Consider the following 18,164-nt stretch of genomic DNA (forward strand, 5'->3'; position numbering starts at 1 on the left):
CACCCTGACCGGGAACAGCGCGGGCAGCGGCGCCGGGAATGGCGGCCAGGTCATGTGCGTTCCCTACTGCGTGCGGCAACGCACGTTCCGGCTCGTGCGTACGACGGACGAGCTCGTGCGCACGACGGACGAGACCGTGCCGGGATGTGACGGGTTTGCCGGGACCGAAGAGACAAAGGAGCGCCAAGACATGCCGGGCACTGTGACGATGTACAGCACCACGTGGTGCGGATACTGCCGTCGGCTCAAGGGTCAGATGGACCGCGAGGGCATCGCGTACACCGAGATCAACATCGAGCACGACCCGGACTCCGCGGCCTTCGTCGAGAAGGCGAACGGCGGGAACCAGACGGTCCCGACCGTTCTCTTCCCGGACGGTTCGACGCTGACGAACCCTTCGCTGGCCCAGGTGAAGCAGGCGCTCGGCGCCTGACCCGCGCTGACGCGCACGCCCCCGACCGGCCCGGTGCCGGATCGGGGGTTTTCCATGTCCGCCGGTTTCCCCGGGTCCGCCCTGGGAGGCCGGCTCGCGGGTAGCGTGATCGGCATGGCGACCGGGGGCGGGGCGGACGGCGAGGCACTGTACGGAGGCATGGCGAACGCGGGCGCCGTCTTCCGCCGGGGCGAGCTGGTGGACCGGCCGGCACCGCCGCACGCCCCCGCCCTCCACGCCCACCTCCGCGCGCTGCGGGAGCAGGGATTCGACGCCGCTCCGACTCCCGTCGGCCTCGGCGCCGGCCGTGAGCAGCTGACCTTCGTTCCCGGCGAGGTGGCTCTGCCACCCTTTGCGGACTGGGTGCTGACGACGACGGCCCTCGAATCGGTGGGGCGGCTGTTGCGCCGCCTGCATGCGGCGAGCGAGGCCGTCGGGGTCGGTGCGGACGTCGGCTGGCCGCAGGATCTCGCCGACCCGGCGGGCGGAACGATGGTGTGCCACAACGACGTGTGCCCGGACAACGTGGTCTTCCGCGACGGCCGGGCCGCCGCCCTGATCGATTTCGACATGGCGGCTCCGGGCCGCCCCCTCTGGGACCTCGCCATGGCCGCCCGCTACTGGGTGCCCATGCTCGATCCGGTGTCCGCGGCCGCCCTGTATCCCGGCGGGCCGGATGTGTGCGCCCGGCTGCGGATCCTCGCCGACGGCTACGGCCTCCCGACGGCGGAACGTGCCGCGTTGCCGGGTGCGATCGAGCAGGCCACGGAGACCTGCCGGGGCTTCGTCGCCCGCCGCGTGGCCGACGGTGACCCCGTCTACCTCCGGGCACTGGCCGACCGAGGCGGATGGGAGCGCTGGGACCGCATGCAGGCCTGGCTGGCCGCCCACCGACAGACGTTCGCGGCCGCTCTGTTGAACTGACGTATACGGACGCGTACAGGCGCGTACGGACGCGTACGGAGTGCAGACATGTGCAGACGCGTACAGGCGCGCACGGACGGGTACTGGCGTGTTCAGGCGCGTACTGGCATGTTCGGGCGTCGGCCGTCCCACCCGGTGAAAACGCGCCGCTGACCGTGCGGACGCCGTGAGCGCCGGCACGGTCGGCGGCCCGCCCGGGGTCAGCTCAGGCCGAGCTGGCGGGACGCTGCCGCCACCGTCTGTTCGAGGAGGACGGCGATGGTCATCGGGCCGACTCCGCCGGGGACCGGGGTGATCAGGCTCGCGCGCTCGGCCGCTGTCTCGAAATCGACGTCACCGACGTTGCCCTCGTTGTAGCCCGCGTCGATCACCACAGCGCCGGGCCTGATGTCGGCCCCGGTGATGAAGCGCGGCCGGCCGACCGCGACCACCAGCACGTCCGCCTGCCGCACGATCGAGGGGAGGTCGGCGGTGTGCGAGTGGCAGTACGTCACCGTGGCGTTGCGGCCGAGGAGGAGCATTCCGGCGGGCTTGCCCAGGATGGCGCTGCGTCCCACGACCACCGCGTGCTTGCCCGCGAGGCCGACCTCGTACGCGTCGAGCAGCCGCATGATGCCGCCGGGGGTGCAGGAGACGAAGCCGGGGAGGCCGAAACCCATCGCCGCGAAGGAGTGCATGGTGACCCCGTCGACGTCCTTCTCGGGGGCGATCGCCTCGAAGGCGGCCCGTTCGTCGACGTGCGCGCCCATCGGGTGCTGCAACAGGATGCCGTGGACTCCGGGGTCGTTCGACAGCGCGGTCACCGCGGCCACCACGTCCGCGGTGGTGGCGTCGGCCGGGAGCGCCACGTGCCGGGACTCGATGCCCGCACGCGCGCACCGGTTTCGCTTCATCTTGACGTACGTCACGGAGGACGGGTCCTCGCCGACGAGGACCGTGGCCAGGCAGGGCGGTGTTCCGGTGCGCAGCCGGATCTCCGCGGCCGCGGCGGTGGTCTCCTCGACGCTCCGGCGGGCGAGGCCGGTGCCGTCCATCAGCTGAGCCGTGCGGGTCGGGTTCACGAGGTACTCCTGGGCGCTCGGGCGATCACGTCGGCCGACGGGCCGCGGGGATCGCGGGATCGTGGTCGGTCGCCCAGGCGCACGGCTCCGGCAGCCCCATGGACTGCCGGTGTTTCTCTGCGGCCGCTCCCCGGTGGTGCTCCACCTCAGCGCCAGTCACGGCCCGCGTCCACTGTAGAGGTGCGCGAGCGGCGCGGGGAGTGCGGCCGCGCGTTTCCCCGCCGGCGCGCGTCCCCGCTCGCCTCGCGTCCTCGCTCCGGGGTCAGCCGGCGCTGCGCGGCCTCGGGAGGGGCTTGCCGTACCAGATCTCGATCAGCCGGGCCGCGATCGAGATGCCGAACGGGGGCAGGATCGCGCCCGACTCGAAGGCGGCTGTGAGCTCCTCGCGGGAGAACCAGCGTGCCTCCTCGATCTCCTCGCCGTCGACGTTGATCTCGTACGTCGTGGCCCGTGCCATGAAACCGAGCATCAGGCTGGACGGGAAGGGCCAGGGCTGGCTGGCGACGTACTCGACCTCGCCCACCGTGATGCCCGCTTCCTCGAACACCTCGCGCGCCACGGACTGCTCGATCGACTCGCCCGGCTCCACGAAACCGGCCAGGGTGGAGAAGCGGCCCTCCGGCCAGTGGACCTGGCGGCCCAGCAGGGCCCGGTCCTGGTCGTCGGTGACGAGCATGATGACCGCGGGGTCGGTGCGCGGGTAGTGCTCCGCGCCGCAGGCCTGGCAGCGGCGGATGTGTCCGGCCGCCGCGATGACCGTGCGTTCGCCGCAGCGCGAGCAGAAGCGGTGCAGCCGCTGCCAGTTCTCCAGCGCCACCGCGTGCACCATCAGTCCGGCGTCGCGGGCCCCGAGGAGCAGTCCGGCCTCGCGCAGCCCGGCGGGGCGCGCCGACTGGTCCATGCGGCCCGGCAGGGAGTCCTTCTGGAGGGCGAAGTAGCTGACGCCGTCCTCGTCGGTGCCGAGGAAGTAGCGGTGGGTCTCGGTGAGGGGCGCCTCGAAAGCGGGGGTCATCACGAGTTCGGTGCCGTCGTCGGTGTCGTCGATTAGCACCTGCCCGCCGGAGACGACGAAGACCCGGGTCGTCGGGTGACTCCACGCCGCGGCCAGCCAGGCCTCGTCGAGGCGGTGGTGTGCGGCGCGGTCGATGCCGCTGGGCGCGGTCAGACCGATGGGCCGGTCGGTGGTGGCGTTGTCGAAGGTGCTCACAGGTGCTTCCTACTCCCCCGGGATGGATCGGGTGTTCAGAGGATTCAGCGGAGTGCGGCCGCCAGTTCGCCCCAGAGGTGGGCGGTGGTCTCCACGCCCTTGAGCAGCAGGTCGAGTTCGACCTTCTCGTTGGGGGCGTGCCAGCCGTCGGACGGTACGGAGATGCCGAGGAAGAGGACGGGGGCGCCGAGCACGTCCTGCAGGTCCGCGGCGGGTCCCGAACCTCCTTCGCGGGTGAAGAGGATCTTCTTGCCGAAGGCCCGGCCCATGGCGCGGGCGACGGCCTGCAGGGCGGGGTGGTCGAGCGGGGTGAGGCAGGGGCGGGTGGCGGGGAGGAAGGTGATCCGGTGGCCGATCCCTGCCGGGATACGGGCCTCGGCCCAGGCCTGTACGGCCTCCTGGACGCGGTCCGGCTCTTGGCCCGCGACCAGCCGGAAGCTGATCTTGACCCGGGCTGCGGACGGGATGATCGTCTTGCTTCCGGCGCCCTGGTAGCCGCCGCCGATGCCGTTGACCTCGGCGGTGGGGCGGGCCCAGACGCGCTCCAGGGTGGAGTAGCCGGCCTCGCCGGAGGCGGCCTGCGACTTGGCGGTGCGCAGCCAGGTGGTCTCGTCGAAGGGGAGCGCGGCGAAGAGCTCGCGTTCGGTGCTGGTCAGTTCGGCCACGCCGTCGTAGAAACCGGGGATTGCGACCCGGCCGTCCGGGTCGTGGAGCGCCGCGACGAGCCGGGCGATCTCGGTCGCCGGGTTGGGGACCGCGCCGCCGAACGAGCCGGAGTGGATGTCCTGCCCGGGACCGCGCAGCTCGATCTCGCACTCGGCCAGCCCTCGCATGCCGGTGCAGACGGTCGGGGTGCTCTCGTCCCACATGCCGGTGTCGGAGACGATCACGGCGTCCGCGGTGAGCCGGCCGGCCCGCTGCTCGACCAGGGCGCGGAAGTGCGGGGAGCCCGACTCCTCCTCGCCCTCGACGAGGAGCTTGAGGTGCACGGCGGGGCTGGTGCGGCCGGTGGTGGCGAGGTGGGCCCGGACGCCGAGGGTGTGGAAGAACACCTGGCCCTTGTCGTCAGCCGCGCCGCGCCCGTACATCCTGCCGTCCCGGATGACCGGCTCGAACGGGTCGGTGTCCCAGCCGTCCTCGCGGGCGGCGGGCTGCACGTCGTGATGCCCGTACACCAGGACCGTGGGGGCGTCCGGGTCGTCGGACGGCCACTCGGCGTAGACGGCCGGCGCGCCGTCCGTCTCCCAGATCTCGGTGACCGGGAAACCGGTCTCCTTGAGCTTGGCGGACAGCCACTGAGCGCTGCGCCGTACGTCCCCTTCGTGCTCCGGCTGCGCGGATACGGAGGGAATGCGCAGCCACTCCGCGAGGTCGTGGAGGAAGGCTGTGCGGTGCTGCTCGGTGTACGTACGGACGGCGCTGTCCGGGGTGTCGCTCATGACCTTCAGCTTATCCGTCCGTGGGAGGTGGCTCGTCCAGGAGGATGCGCTCCAGTTCCCGGCGGCCCGGGAGGCGGCCGGGGCGGACGCTCTCGCCGGTGCGGACGAAGAGGAACGTGGCCGAGACGTCGGTGAGCGGCAGTCCGTGCAGCTCGGCCCAGGCGAGGCGGTAGACGGCGAGCTGGAGGGGGTCGGCGGTGTTGGTGCGGCTGGTCTTCCAGTCGACGATCTCGTACGTGTCCCCGGTGCGGTACACCGCGTCGATCCGGCCCCGGACGATCCGGCCGGCCAGCGTGATCTGGAACGGCGTCTCGACGCGGTACGGGGTCCGGCGGGCGTACGGGGTCCGCTCGAAGGCCTCCTTGAGCAGCGCGAGATCGTGCTCGTCCGCGATGTCGGCGTCGCTCTCCTCGCCGCCGGGCAGCTCCTCGGGGCCGAGCATGGGCAGCGGCAGCTCCTCGAAGCGGGACTCGACCCAGGCGTGGAAGCGGGTGCCCCGGCGGGCGGCGGGCTGCGGGGGGCGGGGCATGGGCCGGGCCAGCTCCTGGGCGAAGCCGTCCGGGTCGTCCGCCAGGCGCATCAGCTGGGTGGCGGAGAGCGAGGCGGGGACGAGGACGTCGCGCACGGTGGCGCGGGCCCGGCGCAGCTCCCCGGCGAGGGCGTCGAGGTCGCGGTCCCAGGAGGCGAGGGTGCGGGACTCCTCGGGGGTGAGGGTGCGCGACTCCTCGGGGGTGAGGCGCGCGGGGGCCCGCTCGGGCAGCCGGGCGGCGGGGATGTGCGGGGCCCCGGGGATGTGCGGGGCGGCGGGCTCGTCGTCGTCATCCGGGAAGGGCGCTTCGTCCAGGAAGGGATCGTCCTCGGGGAACAGCTCGTCGCCGAGGGGCCCGGGGCGGGTGTCGTCCGGTGGAGGCGGCTGCTCCGCCGCCCCGTACGCGTCAGGCACCGGCCCCGCCTCGGCCAGGGCCGTCAGGTGGGCCATCACCGTCTCGGCGGCGGCCCTGCGGCGGAACAGCGCGGTGTCGTCCAGCGGCAGCGGCCAGGCGTGGTCGGCCGCCGACTCGGCCAGGGCCGGGTTCTCCTCGTCCTCGGCCGGCTCGTCCGCCCAGGCCTCGATCTCGCCGTGACCGGCCGCGCAGTGCTCGTACAGCGCGTGCAGGAAGCCGGACGGGCCGCGCGTCTTCTTCTGGCTGGGGCCCCACCAGTGGCCGGAGCCGAGCAGCAGGGTGCGGGGGCGGGTGAAGGTGACGTATCCGAGGCGCAGCTCCTCGGTGTGCTGGTGCTCCTTCATCTCCTCCTTGAAGCCCTTGAGCCCCTTGGCGTCGAAGGAGTGGATGACGGGCAGGGTGGCCGTGTCGCCGCGCAGGGCGTGCGGGAGGACCTTGGACTGGGAGGTCCAGGCGTCGCGGGACTGGCCGCTGGGGAACTGGCCGCTGACCAGGCCGGGCACGGCGACGACGTCCCATTCGAGGCCCTTGGACTTGTGGGCGGTGAGGACCTTGACGGTGTTCTCGCCGCCGGGCAGCGCGTTGTCCAGGCCCTTCTCGTACTGCGCGGCGGTGCGCAGGAAGCCGAGGAAGGCGAGGAGCGTGGCCTCACCGTCGACGGCGGCGAAGCGGGCCGCGACGTCGAGGAAGTTGGCGAGGGTCTCGCGGCGGCGGGCGGCCAGGGCCTGCGGGGAGGCGGAGAGCTCGACTTCGAGTCCGGTGGCGCTCAGGACCCGGTGCAGTACGTCCATCAGGGGGTCGGCCAGCGAGCGGCGCAGTTCGCGCAGTTCGGTGGCGAGGCGGGCGAAGCGGATGCGGGCCTCGGTGGAGAACGGCAGCCGGTCGTCCTCCTCGCCCCCGGAGTCGAGGAAGGTGTCCAGGGCGTCGGCCAGCGAGATCACCTCGGCCGGGTCGATGCCTTCGACGGCCTCCGCGAGGCGGCGGTCGGGGTCGAAGTCCTCGTCGTCGGCGTGGGAGGCCCGGTGGACGAGGAGGCGGGCCCGGCGGCCGAGCAGCGCCAGGTCGCGGGGGCCGATCCGCCAGCGGGGGCCGGTGAGCAGCCGGACCAGGGAGGCGTTGGCCCCCGGGTCCTGGAGGACCTCGCAGACCGCGACGAGGTCCGCGACCTCGGGGAGGTGCAGCAGCCCGGAGAGGCCGACGACCTCGACCGGGATGTCCCGGGCCACCAGCGCTGCCTGGATCTGCGGGAAGTCGCCGGCGGTACGGCACAGGACGGCGATCTCGCCGGGCGCCTTGCCGGTCCGCACCAGGTGGGCGATCGAGTCCGCGACCCAGTCGATCTCCTCGGTGTGGGTACGCAGCAGGGCGCAGCGGACGAGACCGTCGCGCTCGGCGCCGGGTGCGGGGCGCAGTGCCTCGACGCCCTCGTGCATGGCGCGCAGCGGTTCGGCCAGTCCGTTGGCGAGGTGGAGGAGGCGGCCGCCGCTGCGGCGGTTCTCGCTGAGGGAGTAGCGGGTCGCGGGGGCGCCGTCGGCCTGCGGGAAGTGGCTCGGGAAGTCGTCGAGGTTGGCCACGGAGGCGCCGCGCCAGCCGTAGATGGCCTGGCAGGGGTCACCGACCGCGGTGACCGCGTGCCCGGACGGGATGCCGTCGGGGCCGCTGCCGAAGAGGGCGGAGAGCAGGAGGCGCTGGGCCACGGAGGTGTCCTGGTACTCGTCGAGCAGGACGACCCGGTACTCCTCGCGCAGGATCGCGCCGACCTCGGGGCGGGTGAGGGCGAGCTGTGCGGAGAGCGCGATCTGGTCGCCGAAGTCGAGGAGGTCTCGGCTCCGCTTCGCCTCGCGGTAGCGCCGGGTCAGCGAGAGCAGCTCGCGGCGGGCCTCCGCGGTCTCGGGGATCTTGCGCAGTTCGGCGTTGCTGAGCTTGGCGCTCTCCAGCGTCTGGAGCAGTTCGGTGTCGTACTCCGCGAGCTGTTCCGGGCGTACGAGATGCTCGGCCAGCTCGGCGTCCAGCGCCAGCAGATCACTGACCAGGGTGGGAAACGACCTGGTCAGGGCCGGGTAGGGGCCGGGCGCCTCGCGCAGTACGCGGGCGGCGAGCTGAAAGCGGGTGGCGTCCGCGAGGAGGCGGATGGTGGGTTCGAGCCCTATCCGCAGCCCGTGCTCGGTGAGGAGCCGGCCGGCGAAGGCGTGGTACGTGGAGATGCTGGGCTCGCCCGGCGGGTTGTCCGGGTCGATGACCTCCGGATCGGTGACGCCGGCCGCGACCAGCGCCTTGCGGACGCGCTCCGCCAGCTCGCCGGCCGCCTTGTTGGTGAAGGTGAGGCCGAGGACCTGTTCGGGGGCGACCTGTCCGGTGCCGACGAGCCACACCACACGGGCCGCCATCACCGTGGTCTTCCCGGACCCGGCTCCGGCGACGATCACCTGCGGGGCGGGCGGCGCGGTGATGCACGCCGTCTGCTCCGGGGTGAAGGGGATCCCGAGGAGCTCCTTGAGCTGCTCGGGATCGGTGAGGTGTGAGGACACTCCACAGAGGCTAACCGGACGCGCCGACAACCCACGAAGCCGTGAGCGGGCGCACCCGGACGACCGTGAGCAGGCGCACACCGACAGCTCTGAGCCGGGCGCACGCAGACGGTTGCGAGCGGGCGCGTACCGCCGGCAGCGAGCGGAGCGCACGCAGACAGCTGTGAGCCGGGCGCACGCAGACACCGGTGAGCGGGCGGTCAGCTAGCGGGCCCTCAGCTCACAGCCGCCCATCTCACCGGAGCGTCCGAGGGTGCTCCTGTTCTGGCCGGTACCGGGGTGCAGGCCGTTACAGACCGTCTAGATTGGCGCGTGTCGTGTCAGTCGTATCAGTCGCATCAACATCCCTACGAGGACGGTCAGATGAGCTCCGACGCCCCCGCAGCCACCTCCGACACCGCCGGCCTCAGGCAGCGCATCGACACCACCAAAGCGCATCCGGCCCGGGTCTACGACGTCTTCCTCGGCGGCAAGGACAACTACCCCGCCGACCGCGAGGCAGCGGGCCTGGCCCTGAAGGCCAATCCGCGCGGGCATCTCGACGTACGGCACAACCGGGACTTCGTCCGGCGGGCCGTGACCGCGCTGGCCGGCGAGGCGGGCATCCGGCAGTTCCTCGACGTCGGGACCGGGCTGCCGACCCAGCAGAACGTCCACCAGATCGCCCAGGCCATCGCACCGGACGCGCGGATCGTCTACGTGGACAACGACCCGATCGTGCTGGTCCACGCGCAGGCCCTGCTCACCAGCGGATCCCAGGGCAGCACCGACTACATCGAGGCGGACCTCCGCGACCCCGCCAAGATCCTCGAAGCCGCCCGCCGCACCCTCGACTTCGACCGGCCCATCGCGCTCGTTCTCGCGGCCGTCCTCCACTTCATCGAGGACGAGGAGGCCTACCCCGTCGTCAGGCAGCTCGTGGAGGCGCTTCCGTCCGGCAGCCACCTGGTCCTGAGCCATCTCAGTGCCGATATGAACCCGGTGCCGATCAACAAGGTGGCGGACACGTTCCGCAAGCGCGGGTTCTCCTTCGTACTGCGACCGCGCGAAGAGATCGGGCGCTTCCTGAGCGACAACGGCCTGGAGCCGCTGGAGCCCGGCATCGTCCCGTCCCGCCACTGGCGGCCCGACCACGCTGCCGACGCGACCGAGGCACGGGGAACGGCGCCGGAGCACCTCGAACAGCTCGACCACCTCGATCAGGGGCAGTACGTGAGCCTCGCAGAAGCGACGGACGAGGACGTCAACATCTACGTCACGGTCGCGCGCAAGCCGTGAAGGCGCGGGCGTCCGGACCGGCACCCCCCCGCACACCACAGTCGCATGTCTCATGCCAACAGCCCTACGAGGAAGTCCAGATGAGCTCCGACACCCCCGCAGTCACCTCCGACACCGCCGGCCTCAGGCAGCGCATCGACACCACGAAGGCGCATCCGGCCCGGGTCTACGACGTCTTCCTCGGCGGCAAGGACAACTACCCCGCCGACCGCGAGGCAGCGGCCATGGCTCTGAAGGCCAATCCGCGCGGGTACCTCACCGTGCGGCACAACCGGGACTTCATGCGGCGCGCGGTAACGCTCGCGGCCAGGAACGGCGCCCGGCAGTTCCTGGATGTCGGCACGGGGCTGCCGACCCAGCAGAACGTCCACCAGATCGTGCAGGCCATCGCGCCCGACGCGCGGGTCGTGTACGTGGACAACGATCCGGTGGTGCTGGTCCACGCGCAGGCCCTGCTCACCAGCGGGCCCCAGGGCAGCACCGACTACATCGAGGCGGACCTCCGCGACCCCACCAAGATCCTCGAAGCCGCCCGCCGCACCCTCGACTTCGACCGCCCCGTCACCCTGGTGCTCGCGGCCGTCCTCCACTTCATCGAGGACGAGGAGGCCTACCCGATCGTCAGGCAGCTCGTCGACGCCATCCCGTCGGGCAGCCATCTCGTGCTGAGCAACGTCAGCTCGGACCTCAACCCCGAGCAGGTCGGCCAGGTGACGAAGGCCTTCAAGGAACGCGGCTTCGCCATGGTCCGCCGCTCGCACGCCCAGGTGGAGCGCTTCGTGACCGACAACGGTCTGGAGATGCTCGACCCCGGCGTCGTCCCCGTGCACCGCTGGCGTCCCGAGCGGGTCACCGATCTACCGGAGGCCGCCGATCCCGACCGGGAGTTCGTGGCGAGCCTGGACGTCCTGGACCGGACGCGCTACCAGGACATCAACGACGTCACCGACGCGGACGTCAGTGTGTACGGGGTGATGGCCCGCAAACCGTGACGGGCCGGGGCCGGGCGCACCCGCCGGCACACGCCGGTCCGGACCCGCCCGCTCGCGCGCCCGCTCACTCCAGAACCTGCCGCCCCTCCGGCTGGGCACTGCACGAGGCCCTGAACGCGCAGTGGGTGCAATGCTGGCCGGTCGTCGGGGTGAACCGTTCGTCCAGGACCCGGCCCGCGGCGGTCGCCAGCAGGTCGGAGACCCATTCGGTGTCCGGCGGCTGCTGGGCCTGCACCTTGGGGACGGCGTCGCCGCCCTCCTTCTTGGGCGCGGGCTGGCGCAGCTGTACGAGTTCGGCGCCGCCGGACTCCGGGCGCCGGCCGTCGAAGACGTCGTCGACCGCGCCTTCCCGGACGGCCAGCTGGTACACGGCGAGCTGGGGGTGGCGGGCGACCTCCTCCTTCGTCGGGGACTGCTTGCCGGTCTTGAAGTCGACGACGTAGGCGCGGCCGTCGGCGTCCCGTTCCACCCGGTCCATGGAGCCGCGGATGCGCACCTCGTACTCCCCCGCCTCCAGCGTCACGTCGAAGTCGTGCTCGCTGGCGGCCGGGGTGCGGCCGGTGCGGTCCATGACGTGCCAGCGCAGGAAGCGTTCCAGGGCGACGCGCGCCTGTTCCTTCTCCTGCTGCGACTTCCAGGGGGCGTCGAAGACCAGCCCGTCCCAGACCGAGTCGAGCCGCTCCATGAGGACGGCCAGATCGGCGGGGGTACGGCCGGAGGCCACCTCGTCGGCGAGTACGTGGACGACGTTGCCGAAGCCCTGGGCGGCGGTCGCCGGGGCGTCGGCCTTCACCTCGCGGCCCAGGAACCACTGGAGCGCGCAGGTGTTGGCGAGCTGGTCGAGCGCGCTGCCGGACAGGGCGACGGGCTGGTCCCGGTCGCGCAGCGGGACGGCCGAGCGGGTCGGCTCGTACAGGCCCCACCAGCGGTAGGGGTGGGCCGACGGCACGAGCGGCTGCCCCTCGTCGTCGGTGAGCGCCGCGAGCCGGGCGAGGCGGTGGGCGGCCTCCTCGCGCAGGGCGTCGGAGGCGCCGGGGTCGACGGTGGTGGCGCGCAGTTCGGCCACCAGGGCGGCCACCGCGAGGGGTCGGCGCGGGCGGCCGGTGACGTCGCGGGGCTCGACGCCGAGTTCGGCCAGGAAGCGGGACGGCTGGTCACCGTCGTCGGCGGGCGCCTTCACGGCGGTGACGACGAGCCGTTCGCGGGCGCGAGTGGCCGCGACGTAGAACAGCCGGCGCTCCTCGGCGAGGAGTGCGCCGGGAGTGAGGGGTTCGGCGAGACCGTCGCGGCCGATCCGGTCCGCTTCGAGCAGCGAGCCCCGGCGGCGCAGGTCGGGCCAGAGGCCTTCCTGCACCCCGGCGACGACGACCATGCGCCACTCCAGGCCCTTGGACCGGTGCGCGGTCATCAGCCGTACGGCATCGGGCCGGGCGGAGCGCCTGGAGAGGGTGTTGGCCGCGATGTCCTGGGCGTCGACCTCCTCCAGGAAGTTGAGCGCGCCGCGCCCCCCGGTGCGCTCCTCCGCGCGGGCCGCCGTGTCGAACAGGGCGCAGACCGCGTCGAGGTCGCGGTCGGCGTTGCGGCCGCCCGCGCCGCCGCGCAGCGCGGCCCGCTCCAGCCTGCCCGGCCAGGGGGTGCCGGACCACAGCTCCCACAGGGCCTCCTCCGCGGTGCCGCCGCCCTCCAGGAGTTCGCGCGCCTTGCGCAGCAGGGCGCCGAGGCGCTGGGCACCACGGGCGTACGCCGGATCGTGCGCGACGAGCCGCTCCGGCTCTGCCAGGGCGCGGGCCAGCAGATCTCCGGAGGGCGCGGGCACCCGGTTCCCGGCGGCGCGCTCCTCGTCGCGCAGGGCCCGGCCGAGCCGGCGCAGATCGGCGGCGTCCATGGAGCCGAGGGGGGAGGCGAGGAGGGTCAGCGCGGTCTCGGTATCGAGCCAGGGCGCCGTGACGGGGGGCTCTGCTTCTGCCTCTGCCTCTGCTTCCGCCTCTGCCTCCTCCTCTTCTTTCTGTTTCTGTGCCGGCGCGTCCACCTCGGCTTCTGCCTCTGCCTCTGCCTCCGCCTCGGCCTTTGCCTCTGCCTCTGCCTCCGCCTCGGCCTTTGCCTCTGCCTCTGCTGGCGCGTCCGTGTCCGCCTCTGCTGGCGTGCCCGGGTCCGCGTCCGCGTCCGCCGACGCCTCCGCGTTCCGGCGGAGTGCCGCCGTCGCCACCGTGCGCAGGGCGGTCAGGAGCGGGGCCACCGCGGGTTCGTGGCGCAGGGGCAGGTCGTCGCCGTCGACCTCCAGGGGAACGCCCGCCGAGGTCAGGGCCCGGCGCATCGCGGGGATCGTGCGCCCGCCGGCCCGGACCAGCACCGCCATCTCGTGCCACGGCACCCCGTCCTCCAGATGCGCCCGGCGCAGCAGGTCCGCGATGTTGTCGAGCTCGGTGGAGGCGGTCGGGTAGGTGTACGTCTCCACGCTGCCGCCCTCGCGGACCGCGCCGAGCTCCCGGTGGGCCCGGACCTTCGCGGAGGGCAGCCGGGTCAGCGGCATCCGGCGGGTGAGCAGCCGGGTGGCCGCCAGCAGCCGCTCCCCGGAGCGGCGCGAGACGGTGAGGACGCCGACCGGGGCCGGAGCGCCGTCCGCCCGCCGGAAGACCTCGGGGAAGTCGAGGATGCCGTTCACGTCGGCGCCCCGGAAGGCGTAGATCGACTGGTCCGGGTCACCGAACGCGATCAGGTCCCGGCCACCGCCGCCCCCCGGGGTGCTCCCCCGGTTCCCGGCCAGCGCGTGCAGCAGCCGCACCTGGGCCGGATCGGTGTCCTGGTACTCGTCGACGAACACCAGGTCGTACTGGCCGGCCAGCAACGCGGAGACCTCGGGGCGCTCCGCGAGCAGCACCGCCCGGTGGACCAGCTCCGCGTAGTCCAGCACCCCCTGTGCGTCCAGCACGTCGAGGTACTCCGCGAGGAACTCGGCGGCGGCGCTCCAGTCGGGGCGGCCGGTGCGCCGGGCGAAGTCCGCGAGGGCCTCCGGGCCGAGGCCCAGCTCACGGCTGCGGGCGAGCACCGCGCGTACCTCGTCCGCGAAGCCGCGGGTGGTCAGGCAGGCCCGCAGCTCGTCGGGCCAGCGGATGTGGGCGCGCCCCTGCTTCTCCAGGTCGAGCTGGCCGGCCAGCAGATCGCGGACCGTGACGTCCTGCTCGGGACCGGAGAGCAGCCGCAGCGGGTCGGCGAAGAGATCGGCGTCCTGATGGGCGCGGACCAGGGCGTAACAGAAGGAGTGGAAGGTGGTGGCCTGCGGGCTGCGGACGGCGCCGAGCCGGGCGGCCATCCGGTCGCGGAGCTCGACGGCGGCCTTGCGGCTGAAGGTGAGCACCAGGACGCGGGCCGGGTCCGCGCCCCGCGCGACGCGTGACGCGACGGTCTCGACGAGCGTGGTGGTCTTGCCCGTACCCGGTCCGGCGAGGACCAGCAGCGGCCCGCCGGGGTGGTCAACCACCGCACGCTGCGCCGCGTCCAGGAGAGGGGGGTCCACGGAGCCCGGCGGGGTACGCACCAGCCGGTACGCGCCCGTGGTCCCACGCCGTGCCTGACGGTGCGGACTGTGCCGGGTGGTGGAGGAGGAGCTCACGTGGGTCGCCGGTCCTGGTGGGTGTGCTGATGGTGAGGGTGCGGCAGCTGCCGCGAACTGACGACGCTACTCCGGCGACGGCCCCGATCGCGGCGGTACGGATGCGGGGATCGTCACGTTCGGCCCGGCCGGCGAACACGGTGGAGGCGGTCCGGACGACAGCGGGCGTGACGGGAGCGGGCGTGACGAGGGAGGACGTGACGAGGGCGGCACAACCCGTGCCGACGGAGTGCGCCCTCCGACCGGCGCACTCCGCGCGAACCGCGCACACCCGGCGGGCAGCACGGCGCGCGCGTCACGCTTCCCGTACGCCGTACGGACCCGGCTCCGCACGTTGGGCCGCCGGATGGCCGAAGCTGTCAGGTGTGAGCACCCCCGCCGCCGTCCGCTCCCGGACCGCATGCCCTGCCGTCCGCCCCGGCGTCCGCCGCCGGCCCCGGTACTCCGTCCCACCGCGCGCGTCTCATGTCCAGGCGCGGGACGTGACCGTCCGCACTGGCCGGGGCCTCGCGCAGCGGGGTGTTCTCCGCGCGGTAGTGGTTCAGCGCGCGCAGCTCGTGGCCGGGCAGCAGCGTCCCGTCGGAGCGCACCACGCGCCACCACGGCACCGCCGACCCGTACAGCGCCATGGCCCGGCCGACCTGCCGCGGTCCGCCGTCCCCCAGCCACTCCGCGATGTCGCCGTACGTCATGACGCGGCCGGGCGGGATCAGCTCGGCGACGTCGAGCACGCGCTCCGCATACTCCGGCAGCGCGTCACTCGTCGGGTTCTCGCTCATCCGGCCCATCCTGCCGTATGCCACCGACAGCGCGGTCGATTCCGTATCGGGTCGCTCACGCGGCGTGCGGAGGCCGTGAAAGGGGCGTATTTTGCGCTTCGCGCGCCCCTGCATCGCACCCTGATGCCCTCCTCCGTCCACAGGCCGTGCCACCATCATCCGGGCGGTGACCGGTGATACGAGACCACGAAGACCAATCAGAGGCGACGAAGGAGCAGGGCGTGCAGCCACCGAAGGCGGCCGGCTCCTCTGATGCCGAGCCGCGCCCGGAAGAGGGCCGGCCGGACTCGGACACCGGTCCGGACAGCCCTTCCGGGAGCCTGGCCGGCTCGACGTTGTCGACCTCGGAAGAGGAACCGACCGAGCGCGTCTCGGGGGACGAACCCCTGCTCCCCGCCCGGGTGCACCGTCCCTCCGACCTGCTGCGGCTCCTCATCGGCGTCCTGGCGATCGTCGTGCTGTTCTCCGTCGCCGCGTTCGCCCACGGCACGACCACCGGTCTTGAGGAGGACATCAACAAGGGCACCGGCCAGGCGCCCGACGTGCTCATCAAGATCGCCGGGCTGGTCTCCAGCATCGCCGTCCTGCTGGTGCCGGTCGCCTTCGCGATCGAGCGGCTGATCAAACGCGACGGGCTGCGGATCGCGGACGGTGTGCTGGCCGCCGTACTGGCCCACGGGGTGACGCTCGCGGCGGATCTGTGGGTCGCCAAAACTGCCTCCGGAACGATCCAGGACGCCCTGACCCAGCCGGCGCCCGGTGACGCGCTCACTGATCCCGTGCACGGCTATCTCGCCCCCGTGATCGCCTATATGACGGCGGTCGGGATGGCGAGACGGCCGCGCTGGCGGGTCGTGCTGTGGGTGGTGCTGCTGCTCGACGCCTTCGCCATGCTGGTCGGCGGCTACACGACACCCCTCTCGATCATCCTCACGGTGCTGATCGGCTGGACGGTGGCGTACGGCACGCTCTACGCGGTCGGCTCGCCGAACGTCCGGCCGACCGGCCAGCACCTGATGGCGGGTCTGCGCCACGTCGGCTTCCACCCCGTCACCGCGATGCGGGCCGACGACGCCCCCGACGCCGGCGACCAGAACGACCGGGGCCGCCGCTACCTGGTCTCCCTGGAGGACGGCCCGCCGCTCGACGTGACGGTCGTCGACCGGGAACAGCAGGCCCAGGGCTTCTTCTACCGGGTGTGGCGCAGGCTCACCCTGCGCGGGATCACCCAGCGGCGGTCCATCCAGTCGCTGCGCCAGGCACTGGAGCAGGAAGCGCTGCTCGCCTACGCGGCGATCGCCGCCGGAGCCAACGCGCCCAAGCTGATCGCCACCTCCGAGCTGGGCCCGGACGCCGTGATGCTGGTCTACGAGCACATCGGCGGCCGCTCGCTGGACGCGCTGGAGGACGCCGACATCACCGACGACCTGGTGCGCGGCGCCTGGCGCCAGGTGCAGGCGCTCCAGTCCCGGCGGATCGCGCACCGCAGGCTCACCGGCGACGCCCTGCTGGTGGATCATTCCGGCAAGGTGTTCGTCACGGACCTGCGGGGCGGCGAGATCGCGGCCGGCGATCTGGTGCTGCGGATGGACATCGCCCAGCTGCTCACCACGACCGGTCTGCGGGTGGGCGCGGAGCGGGCGGTGGCCGCCGCGCTCGCGGTCGTCGGTCCCGACACCGTCGCGGACTGCCTGCCGCTGCTCCAGCCGATCGCGCTCAGCCGCTCCACCCGGGCGCATCTGCGCAGACTCGCCCGGGAGCGGTCGCAGCGGGAGCGCGAGGCGGTGCTCGACGCCTCGGACGCGGCGAAGCGGGCCCGTACCCATGGCGCGGAGCTCGCCGGGGACGAGGACCGCAAGGCCGCCCGCAAATCGCTGCGTACCGAGAAGCAGGCCGAGAAGCGGGCCATGGACGACGCGCTGGACGGGGCGCGCGAGGAGGATCTGCTCACCCTGATCCGCCGGGAGGTGCTGCTGATCCGGCCGCAGGCCCCGGTCGAGCCGGTCCGGCTGGAGCGCATCAAACCCCGCACCCTGCTCAGCTTCATCGCCGGTGCCATCGCCGCGTACTTCCTGATCTCGCAGGTCACAGAGGCCGACTTCGGTGCGGTGGTCGAGCAGGCGGAGTGGGGCTGGGTGGCGGCCGCGCTCGGCTTCTCGGCCCTCAGCTACATCGCGGCGGCGATGAGCCTGCTGGGTTTCGTGCCGGAGCGGGTGCCGTTCGGCAAGACGGTGCTGGCGCAGATCGCCGGGTCGTTCGTGAAGATCGTGGCGCCCGCCGCGGTGGGCGGCGTCGCACTGAACACCCGGTTCCTGCAACGCTCCGGCGTACGCCCGGGGCTGGCGGTCGCGAGTGTCGGCGCCTCGCAGCTCTTCGGCCTCGGCTGCCACATCCTGCTGCTCGGCGCCTTCGGCTATCTGACCGGCACCGAGAAGACCCCGTCCTCGCTCACCCCGTCCAGGACCGTGATCGCGGGGCTGCTGACGGTCGCGGTGCTGGTGCTGGTCGTGACGGCCATCCCGTTCCTGCGGAAATTCGTGGTGACCCGGGTGAGGTCGCTGTTCGCCGGGGTCGTACCGCGCATGCTCGACGTCGTACAGCGGCCGCAGAAGCTGCTCACCGGCATCGGCGGGATGCTGCTGCTCACCGGCCTGTTCGTGATGTGCCTGGACGCGTCGGTCCGGGCGTTCAGCGGTCCCGACACCCCCCACCTCAGCTACGCGAGCATCGCGGTGGTCTTCCTCGCCGGCAACGCGCTGGGCTCCGCGGCACCGACCCCCGGCGGTATGGGCGCGGTCGAGGGTGCGCTGACGCTGGGTCTGATCGCGGTCGGCCTGCCGAAGGAGGTCGCGGCCCCGGCGGTTCTGCTGTTCCGGCTGATGACCCTGTGGCTGCCGGTGCTCCCCGGCTGGATCTGCTTCAACCACCTCACCCGCAAGGGCGAGCTCTAGGGTCTGTCCGGTGGATCA

The 18,164-nt window shown here is 72.9% G+C and carries 11 protein-coding genes; 5 read left to right on the plus strand and 6 right to left on the minus strand.

Annotated elements, in window-relative coordinates; translation table 11 throughout:
- Window positions 1–190: 190 nt before the first annotated feature.
- Window positions 191–433: a mycoredoxin gene (locus ACIP89_RS13910; protein WP_401920727.1), complete on the plus strand. Its 243-nt coding sequence runs from the start codon at window positions 191–193 to the stop codon at window positions 431–433.
- Between the two features lie 114 nt (window positions 434–547).
- A complete protein-coding gene (locus ACIP89_RS13915) occupies window positions 548–1,357 on the plus strand; it encodes a phosphotransferase (RefSeq protein WP_402115003.1) in 810 nt (269 codons plus the stop codon).
- A gap of 200 nt (window positions 1,358–1,557) precedes the next feature.
- On the opposite strand, the gene ACIP89_RS13920 is transcribed toward ACIP89_RS13915, so the two are convergent.
- The 4 genes from ACIP89_RS13920 to ACIP89_RS13935 all read right to left on the minus strand — a co-directional run bounded on the left by ACIP89_RS13920 (window position 1,558) and on the right by ACIP89_RS13935 (window position 8,536).
- Window positions 1,558–2,391, minus strand: a complete 834-nt coding sequence (locus tag ACIP89_RS13920) for a bifunctional 5,10-methylenetetrahydrofolate dehydrogenase/5,10-methenyltetrahydrofolate cyclohydrolase (RefSeq protein ID WP_401928290.1) — start codon at window positions 2,389–2,391, stop codon at window positions 1,558–1,560.
- Window positions 2,392–2,680: 289 nt separating this feature from the next.
- Window positions 2,681–3,625 (minus strand): NAD(+) diphosphatase, encoded by a 945-nt coding sequence (gene nudC, locus ACIP89_RS13925; RefSeq protein WP_401920731.1) that lies wholly within the window; start codon window positions 3,623–3,625, stop codon window positions 2,681–2,683.
- 44 nt (window positions 3,626–3,669) lie between these two features.
- Complete coding sequence (locus ACIP89_RS13930) at window positions 3,670–5,064, minus strand: dipeptidase (protein ID WP_402115004.1); 1,395 nt, start codon at window positions 5,062–5,064, stop codon at window positions 3,670–3,672.
- Between the two features lie 10 nt (window positions 5,065–5,074).
- The gene (locus ACIP89_RS13935) at window positions 5,075–8,536 is read right to left on the minus strand and encodes a UvrD-helicase domain-containing protein (protein WP_402115007.1); all 3,462 of its coding nucleotides are present in this window, start codon (window positions 8,534–8,536) and stop codon (window positions 5,075–5,077) included.
- A gap of 363 nt (window positions 8,537–8,899) precedes the next feature.
- Between ACIP89_RS13935 and ACIP89_RS13940 the strand changes: the two genes are divergently transcribed.
- A complete protein-coding gene (locus tag ACIP89_RS13940; protein ID WP_402115010.1) occupies window positions 8,900–9,814 on the plus strand; it encodes an SAM-dependent methyltransferase in 915 nt (304 codons plus the stop codon).
- Window positions 9,815–9,894: 80 nt separating this feature from the next.
- Window positions 9,895–10,806, plus strand: a complete 912-nt coding sequence (locus ACIP89_RS13945) for an SAM-dependent methyltransferase (protein ID WP_402115012.1) — start codon at window positions 9,895–9,897, stop codon at window positions 10,804–10,806.
- 64 nt (window positions 10,807–10,870) lie between these two features.
- Here the strand turns inward: ACIP89_RS13945 and ACIP89_RS13950 are convergent, their stop codons facing one another.
- Both ACIP89_RS13950 and ACIP89_RS13955 read right to left on the minus strand, forming a co-directional pair.
- Entirely contained in the window at window positions 10,871–14,416 is a 3,546-nt protein-coding gene (locus ACIP89_RS13950; RefSeq protein WP_402115013.1) for an ATP-dependent helicase, read from the minus strand.
- A 359-nt stretch (window positions 14,417–14,775) separates the two neighbouring features.
- The gene (locus tag ACIP89_RS13955; protein ID WP_401920741.1) at window positions 14,776–15,195 is read right to left on the minus strand and encodes an MGMT family protein; all 420 of its coding nucleotides are present in this window, start codon (window positions 15,193–15,195) and stop codon (window positions 14,776–14,778) included.
- A 221-nt stretch (window positions 15,196–15,416) separates the two neighbouring features.
- Between ACIP89_RS13955 and ACIP89_RS13960 the strand changes: the two genes are divergently transcribed.
- Window positions 15,417–18,146, plus strand: coding sequence for a YbhN family protein (locus tag ACIP89_RS13960; RefSeq protein ID WP_401927612.1), 2,730 nt, complete (start codon window positions 15,417–15,419; stop codon window positions 18,144–18,146).
- Window positions 18,147–18,164 lie beyond the last annotated feature (18 nt).

This window comes from Streptomyces sp. NPDC088730 (genome assembly GCF_044751215.1).
GTDB lineage: Bacteria > Actinomycetota > Actinomycetes > Streptomycetales > Streptomycetaceae > Streptomyces.